We start from the raw sequence: 6,034 nt of genomic DNA, 5'->3' as shown, positions 1-6,034 counted from the left end.
GACGAGTACAAGGCAGCCCTGCAGAAGATGCGGGTTCAGACCTGGGCCGAGTTTTCGGCGGCCGTCAAACGCGGTGCCGCCGCCGGCCGTCTGGCCGGCACGGTGACGTCCAAGCAGGAGCGCAAGACGCGCACCGGCAACAAGATGGGCGTTATCGCCTTTTCCGACACATCCGGCCAGTACGAAGCCGTGCTGTTTTCCGAAGGACTGGCGCAATATCGAGATCTGCTCGAGGCCGGCCGCTCCGTGGTCATCACCGTTGCCGCCGAGGACAGGCCGGAAGGCGTCAATCTGCGCATCAACTCAGTGCAGTCGCTGGAGGACGAGGCGAGCCGTATCCAGAAGGCACTTCGCATCTTCGTGCGCAACGCCTCGCCGATCAACACGCTGGCCGGCCAACTGACCGTCAGGGGCGAAGGCCAGGTCAGCTTCGTGCTGATCAAGGAAGAGGGCGAGGGGGAAATCGAAATCGAGTTGCCGAACCGCTACCGGATTTCGCCACAGATCGCTTCGGCGATGCGCGCGGTGCCGGGTGTGGTCGAAGTGGAGCTGGTGTGACCCCCGCTCTTTCTCGCGCGCGGCGGTCAGCCGGGCGGTCGCTGCCGCGAACGCCAGCGCAGTCAGTATGAAGCCGGCGCAGAGGAACGGGTCGCAGGCGGTTTCAGCCTTGGCGCGGCTGCGTGACAGGCTGCGCAGGCTCTATCATGGGCGCACGCCGGCCGCTTTCCGGTTCCAACTGGTGGCCGTCGTCATCGACCTCGCCATCATCGCCTTCTTCATCGCGACGCCGGTTCTTCAGGACAAGCCGTCCTTCCTCTGGCTCGACTATTCGGCGGCCGCGCTTGTCGCCGCGGATCTGGTCGCCCGGCTGCTTGCCTCCAAAAACATGCTGCGGCTGATGAAGCAGCCGACGTCGTGGGTCGATGTCTTCATCCTTTTGACGCTGCTGATGCCGGCGGCGTTCGCCAATCTCGCCTTCCTGCGCATCCTGCGGCTGTGGTCGCTGTCGCGCAGCGGTTCGCTCTGGCGGCATCTGGAGATGCGCGGCCTGAGGCCGTGGCGCGAGGCCAGCCACGCGGTCATCAACCTTTTGACCTTCCTGTTCGTCATCACCGGCTTCGTCTACACGTTCTTCTTCCGCACTGGCGCCGGTCTGGAAAACTATGTCGACGCGCTTTATTTCACCGTCGCCACGGTGACGACGACCGGCTTCGGCGACATCGTGCTGCCGGGCATAGCCGGCAAGCTGACCGCAATCGTCACCATGATCATCGGCATATCGCTGTTTGTCAGACTGGCTCAGGCGATCTTCCGGCCAGCCAAGGTTTTGTTTCCCTGTCCGCAGTGCGGCTTGCGGCGGCACGAGCCGGACGCCGTGCATTGCAAAGCCTGCGGTCATCTTCTCAACATACCCGACGAAGGGAACTGACGGCCGGGTACTACGACGCCGCCACTTCGGCCGGCTTTATAGCCCTGCGCTGAAGATTGAGCAGATTGCCCATCAGGATCAGCAGCGCGCCGCCGGCGGTGAAAGCATCGATCTGCTCGCTATAGAGCAGCCAGCCAATCAGCGCCGATAGCGGCACGCGCAGAAAATCCATCGGCGAGACGATGGTCGCATCGGCATAGCCAAGCGCGCGGGCCATACAGAAATGCGACGACATGCCGGTGAAAGCGATCAGCACGATCCACGGCCATAGCTCCAGTGGCGGATTGCGCCACGTATAGAGCGCCGGGATGAGACCGACCATCGACTGGATAATCAGCATCCAGCAGATGATGCGCACGACGCTGTCAGTCCGGGTCAGCGATTTGATCGTGACCACCGAGATGCCGAAGCAGGCCGCGGCACCCAGCACGACGAGATGTCCAGGGTCGACCGAGCCGACACCGGGGCGCACGATGATCACCACGCCGATCAGCCCCAGCCCGATCGCTGCCAGCTTGGGCCGGTTCAGCCTTTCACCCAGAAAAATCACCGCCAGGATAGCTGTCCAGATCGGCGTGGTGAATTCGATCGAGATCAGCACCGCCAGCGGGATCAAAGTGAGGGCGTAGAGCCAGGCCGCCTGGCCCGTGTAATGGATGACGTTGCGGGCGATATGGGCAATGGGGCGCTGCGTGCGCATGGCTCGAAAACCGCCACTCATCATCACCAGCGGCAGAAGAATGAAGAAGCCGATCACAGAGCGCAACTCAAGCACCTGGAAGACGTTGAGCTCCGCTGTCGTGGCTCGGCCGGCGACCGTCATCCCAAGGAAGGAAGCGATCGACAGTGCCATCCAGAACGCGGCCTTGGGGATCGAGGGGGTGGGTGCCATTCGCGCTGTGTCGCAGGCGAGGGCTTCTGCCGCAATCGCTACACAAGGCATTCTTCTGGGCCAGTCGCGACTGGCTGGATGTTGTAAAACAGTCGTGTGGCGGGCGGAACCTGAAACGGCAAGTGGCGTTGAGTTCCGGTGGTCAGCCGTGCTCGCGGACCGTCCCGCCTTTTTCAAGATCGACAAGGAGAGCTTCAATGAGATCCTTCGCGCAATTCGCGCTTGCCGGCGGCTTATTGGTTGCGGCAGGCGCGGCACATGCCGACGAGGCCCAATTTCTCCAGGCGTTCAAGGGCAATTTCGCCGGCAAGGGTATCGTCAAGGTCACCACCGATGCGCCGACCGTGAACGTGTCCTGCACGTTCAGCTCGAACGCGACATCGACCTCCCTGTCGCTCGACGGCAATTGCCGGGGACTTGTCGTGGTCACGCGCGCCATCAGCGCGGACCTGAAGGCCAGCGGTGCCAAATACAGCGGCACCTATGTCGGCTCTCGCACGGGACCGGCGCAGCTTAACGGCAGCCGTTCGGGCAACGCGATCAACCTGGGCATTCGCTGGGCCAAGGAGGTCAATGGCGACCGAAGGGCGCAGATGAAGGTCGAGAAACGCGGCGAGAAGGGCATGCGGCTGACCGTCATCGACACCGACCCGAAAACCGGCAAGAGCGTGGTGACGAGCAGGATTGATCTGCAGCGCACCTAATCCTCGAGCGGCTCCGGCGGATGGGTGTGGCGGCCCTTGCCGAATGTGTAGCCGGTTTCCACCGCCTTGCGGCCGAACTTGTCGCGCAGGGCGTCGATGGCGCCTTCGGCCATGGCGCGCTTGCGCGATTGGATGTCGACCAGATCGGGCGGGTCGGCCTTGTCGTCGTCCGAGAGGTCGCTGACGCCGATGCCAAGCAGCCGATACTTCGTGCCGTCGGTTTCCTTGCGCAGAAGCTCCACCCCGGTCTGAAAGATGCGGTCGGCGAGCCGGGTCGGATCGCCGAGCTGGCGATTGCGCGTGCGCAGCTTGAAATCCTGGGTCTTCAGCTTCAGCACCACGGTGCGCCCGGCAATGCCTGACTTTTTCAGCCGTGCCGAGACCTTTTCCGAAAGGCCCCTGAGAACCGCGACCAGTTCCTCCAGCGACGCGATATCGGTGTCGAAGGTGGTTTCGGCCGATACGCTCTTGGCATCCTGGTCGGGATCGACGCGGCGGACGTCCTCGCCGCGCGAAAGGTGGTAGAGCCGGTCGCCCATCGTGCCGTAGCGGCGCATCAGGTCGCCGCGATCCATCTGCTGCAACTGGCCGATGGTGCGGATGCCGTCACGCTCCAGCGTGGCGTTGAATGCCTTTCCGACACCCCAGATCATGGTCACCGGCTGCGCCGAGAGGAAGCCGACTGCCTCGGCCTCGCCGATGACCGAGAAACCGCGCGGCTTGCGAAAGTCAGACGCAATCTTGGCGAGGAACTTGCAATAGGACAGGCCGGCCGAAACGGTGATGCCGATCTCCTTCTCGACGGCCTGCGCGAAGCGCGCCAGCACCACAGCGGGCGGCAGGCCGTGCAGCCGTTCGGTGCCGGCGAGGTCGAGAAACGCCTCGTCGATCGACAGCGGCTCGACCAGCGGTGTCAGCGCTTGCATCATGGCGCGCACTTCGCGGCCGACGCGCACGTATTTTTCCATGTTGGGGCTGATGACCACCGCCTCCGGGCAGGCTTCGAGCGCCTTGAACATCGGCATGGCCGAGCGCACGCCTTGGATGCGGGCGATATAGCATGCGGTGGAGACGACGCCGCGCTTGCCGCCGCCGATGATCAGCGGCTTGTCCTTGAGCGCCGGATTGTCGCGCTTTTCGATCGCCGCATAGAAGGCGTCGCAATCGATATGGGCCAGATGCAGCCGGTAAAGCTCTGGATGACGCACAAGCCGAGGACTACCGCAGCGCTCGCAGCGGCGCGCCTGGCTGCGCTGAAACGTCAGGCAGTCGCGGCAAAAGCCGTGATCGGGATTGTTGACAGGGGCCGCCATCGCTGCGAACATAAAGAGAACAGAAGCAATGGTACGACAGTGCAAGGCCAGCGACAAGGCTGGCCTGGGGAGAACGCATGAGCACGACCATAGCGCCGCTTGCACCCGAGCTTTGGGCTGAATTCGAGGACCTCTTCGGCAAGCAAGGCGCCTGCTACGGCTGCTGGTGCACGCATTTCCGGCTGGCGCCGGCGATGCGCCGCGAGAGCAGCCGGGAACGCAACAAGGACCACATCAAGGCGCGTATCGAGGCCGGCCCGCCGCCCGGACTGCTGGCATTCGAGGATGGCCAGGCGGTCGGCTGGATGCAGATCGGACCGCGCGCCGACGTACCCGAATGGAACAATCAGGGCAGGGGCTCGGCACCGGTCGATCCTGCCGACGCCGCGGATCCGGGCGTCTGGGCGATCTCCTGCTTCTTCATCCGCGCCAAGGCGCGCGGCAGGGGCATCACGCATCGCCTCGTCGAAGGCGGCATCGATTTCGCCCGCCAGAATGGAGCCCGGCTGCTCGAGGCGTGCCCGATGGACCTGTCTCGCGATTCGCGCTCGATCGGCCTGTTCGTCGGCTCGTCGCGGATCTTCGAGAAGGCGGGTTTCGAGCGGCTGGTGGAACGCAAGGCCGGCCGCCCGCTGATGCGGCTGGTGCTTTGATGAGGTCCGCTCGTGGCTTGTTGATCTCACCTTGCGGTTGCAGCAGTATTTTCATACCAGACGGACGTACCTTCTAAAGCGCATGCGCTTTGGGGTTTTGTTTATGCATGTCGTTCTCCCAAACCAGGACCCACTTTGGGCGACATGCATTAGGTCAAACGGAGAATTCGCGTGAACCGTGCCTTGCCATTCGTTTTCCTCCTTGCGTTGAGCGCGCCTGCGTTCGGTCAGACCGTCGACAGTCAGGGTGCGAAGCAATTGTCCGACGACTTGTCCCACTATGTCGGCAAGCAGGCCATCGACAAAGGCATTTTGAAGGTTTCGCTTGAAGGTGGCGCCTACAGGATCCTGTTCGATTTCAAGGCACTTGCCGCATCGTTTCCGGACCAGAAACTGCTGAAGTTCGACTTCGCGCCCTATGCCCTGATGGTCAAGCCGCGCAGCGACGGGTCCTGGGATGTCTCCATGGATTTCTCCCAAACCGCCTCCTTCGAGTTCAATGGACCCGAGGGGCTGCAAAGCACTCAGTTTTCGATCAAGGACGGCAAGGGTTCGGGCGTCTACGATCCAAATCTGGCGGCCTTTACCAGCGGCACCAGCTCGATGGCCGGCGTGACGATGGCATCGAAGGATGCCAAGCAGCGCATGGAAGCCAGCACGGGCGCCGGCGTCGCGACCGTTGCCGCGACCAAGTCGGCGGCCGGGGGCGTCGATTTCACAACCTCGCAAAAGGTGTCGAGCTTTGTCGAAGCGATCAATTTCGACGATCCGGAGAGCGGGTTGAAATTCCCGGTCAGCGTCAGGTCGCCGGAACTGTCGGTCGAAGCCAGCGGCAAGGGCGTGCGGACCAAGCCATTGCTCGATCTCCTGGCATTTGCGGTGGCCAACGAGGACGAGGCGACGCTGAAGGCCAACCAGGCGCAGCTCAAATCGCTTCTGCTCGCCGCCTTGCCGCTTTGGCAGCGTATCGACGGGACCTACGGTTTCAAGGATTTTGCGGTGGAAAGCCCGGTCGTCAATTTCGGCGCCACCCAGCTCAGCAC

General features: G+C 63.1%; 6 protein-coding genes and 1 pseudogene. 5 read left to right on the top strand and 2 right to left on the bottom strand.

Translation table 11 applies throughout. The features are described 5' to 3' along the window. Window positions 1-558: OB-fold nucleic acid binding domain-containing protein (locus tag EN750_RS15195; protein ID WP_245482714.1), on the top strand; the 558-nt coding region annotated here is incomplete at its 5' end. A gap of 67 nt (window positions 559-625) precedes the next feature. Then, on the top strand, window positions 626-1,429 hold the full coding sequence (locus tag EN750_RS15190) for a potassium channel family protein (RefSeq protein ID WP_127396907.1): 804 nt from the start codon (window positions 626-628) through the stop codon (window positions 1,427-1,429). Between the two features lie 10 nt (window positions 1,430-1,439). On the opposite strand, the gene EN750_RS15185 is transcribed toward EN750_RS15190, so the two are convergent. After that, the gene (locus tag EN750_RS15185) at window positions 1,440-2,321 is read right to left on the bottom strand and encodes a DMT family transporter (protein WP_127269138.1); all 882 of its coding nucleotides are present in this window, start codon (window positions 2,319-2,321) and stop codon (window positions 1,440-1,442) included. A 197-nt stretch (window positions 2,322-2,518) separates the two neighbouring features. On the opposite strand from EN750_RS15185, the gene EN750_RS15180 reads away from it, so the two are divergent. Next, window positions 2,519-3,025, top strand: a complete 507-nt coding sequence (locus tag EN750_RS15180) for a hypothetical protein (RefSeq protein WP_127396906.1) — start codon at window positions 2,519-2,521, stop codon at window positions 3,023-3,025. Here the strand turns inward: EN750_RS15180 and EN750_RS15175 are convergent. Beyond that, window positions 3,022-4,350 (bottom strand): DNA polymerase IV, encoded by a 1,329-nt coding sequence (locus EN750_RS15175; RefSeq protein ID WP_127396905.1) that lies wholly within the window; start codon window positions 4,348-4,350, stop codon window positions 3,022-3,024. The genes EN750_RS15180 and EN750_RS15175 overlap by 4 nt on opposite strands. Before the next feature lie 65 nt (window positions 4,351-4,415). On the opposite strand from EN750_RS15175, the gene EN750_RS15170 reads away from it, so the two are divergent. Together EN750_RS15170 and EN750_RS15165 are read left to right on the top strand one after the other, a co-directional pair. After that, window positions 4,416-4,991, top strand: coding sequence for a GNAT family N-acetyltransferase (locus tag EN750_RS15170; protein WP_127396904.1), 576 nt, complete (start codon window positions 4,416-4,418; stop codon window positions 4,989-4,991). 171 nt (window positions 4,992-5,162) lie between these two features. After that, window positions 5,163-6,034 (top strand): annotated as a pseudogene (locus EN750_RS15165) (hypothetical protein); the annotation flags it as partial.

Source organism: Mesorhizobium sp. M7A.F.Ca.ET.027.03.2.1, from assembly GCF_003999175.1.
GTDB lineage: Bacteria > Pseudomonadota > Alphaproteobacteria > Rhizobiales > Rhizobiaceae > Mesorhizobium.
This window is presented reverse-complemented; position numbering and strand designations above follow the sequence as displayed.